1 protein-coding gene is annotated in these 1,394 nt (G+C 68.1%); it reads left to right on the top strand.

What is annotated here, in order from left to right:
• Positions 1-185 precede the first annotated feature (185 nt).
• A complete protein-coding gene (locus tag ACIA8X_RS46855) occupies positions 186-1,358 on the top strand; it encodes an ISAs1 family transposase (RefSeq protein WP_393462899.1) in 1,173 nt (390 codons plus the stop codon).
• Positions 1,359-1,394 lie beyond the last annotated feature (36 nt).

The following is a 1,394-nucleotide window of genomic DNA, read 5'->3' as shown; positions in this document are numbered from 1 at the left end:
GGGGGCATGGCGTGATTGGGATGGGTCTGGTTCGCCGGTCTCATGAGTGACGTGGCGTCATGTCCGTTGTGCGGCAAGGGGCCCGGCGAGCAGGGCAAGCACAGTGCTGGTGATCATGTGGTTGTCGAGACCCATGAGAACCGAGCGAGACCGTGCCTGCCCGAACATCATCGCCCATCCCTTCCGTGCTGGAGCAACTGGGCTCCACGCCTGATTCCCTCACCTCAAGCGATGTCGCTGACCTGCGGCGTTTCCTGATCCTGGTCGCCGATCCCCGCGATGTGAGGGGACTGCGGTATCCGGCGGTCGCGTTGCTGTGCGCGGCCGTCTCGGCGGTGCTGACCGGGGCCCGCTCGCTCATCGCGATCAGCGAGTGGATCACGGATGCCCCGCAGTATGCGCTGGGTGTCCTTGGCTTCGCGGCCGATCCTCCCACCGGTCTGCGACCGGTGCCGCACGCCGCAACGGTGCGCCGCCTGCTGCAGCGTGTGGACGGTGATGCGCTGGACGCGGCGATCGGCGCGTTTTTGCAGGCCAGAACGCCACCCCCGGCCGAGCCGGAGACGAAGGCGGGGCCAGTGCGGCGGGTGATCGCGGTCGACGGCAAGGTGGTACGCGGTTCGCGGACCAAGACCGCCACGGCGATCCAGCTGCTGGCGGCGATGGACCACCACGGCGCGGTCCTGGCCCAGCGGCAGGTCGCCTCCAAGAGCAACGAGATCCCCTCCTTCGTACCCCTGCTGGACGGCCTGGATCTACAGAACGCGGTAGTGACCGCCGACGCCCTGCACACCCAGCATGATCACGGCGCCTATCTGATCGGCCGCGGCGCTCACTACGTGGCTGTCGTGAAGAAGAACCATCCCGGCTTGTACGCCCAGGCCAGGAAGCTGCCCTGGCGGGACATCCCGCTCGGGCACCGCACCCGCGACCACGCCCACCACCGCGACGAGATCCGCCGGCTCAAAGTCGCCGCGTTCAGCCACCTGGACTACCCCGGCGCCCGGCAGGCGATCCAAGTCCTACGGCGGCGACGCGACTTGAGCACCGGGAAGCTGACCATCGAGCGCGTCTACCTGATCACCAGCCTGAGCGTCTTCGACGCCACCTGCACTGAACTCGCCACCTGGATCAGAGGCCACTGGAGCATCGAGAACCTCCTGCACCACGTCCAGGACCGCACGTTCCGCGAGGACGACTCCAAGGTCCGCGCCGGCACCCTGCCCCGCGCCATGGCCTCCCTGCGCAACCTTGCCATCAGCGTCTTACGCCAGGACGGCCAGACCAACATCGCCGCCGCCCTCCGCCACGCCGGCCGCGACTACCTCCGGCCCCTACGAACCCTCGGCCTCACGTGACGAACCCGGACAGATCCCGAACATGCAATGACCCTG

The sequence above is a fragment of the Streptomyces sp. NPDC051738 genome (assembly GCF_044453205.1).
Lineage (GTDB): Bacteria > Actinomycetota > Actinomycetes > Streptomycetales > Streptomycetaceae > Streptomyces.
Note: the sequence above shows the minus strand (reverse complement) of the source record. Positions and strands in the feature narration are given on the sequence as shown.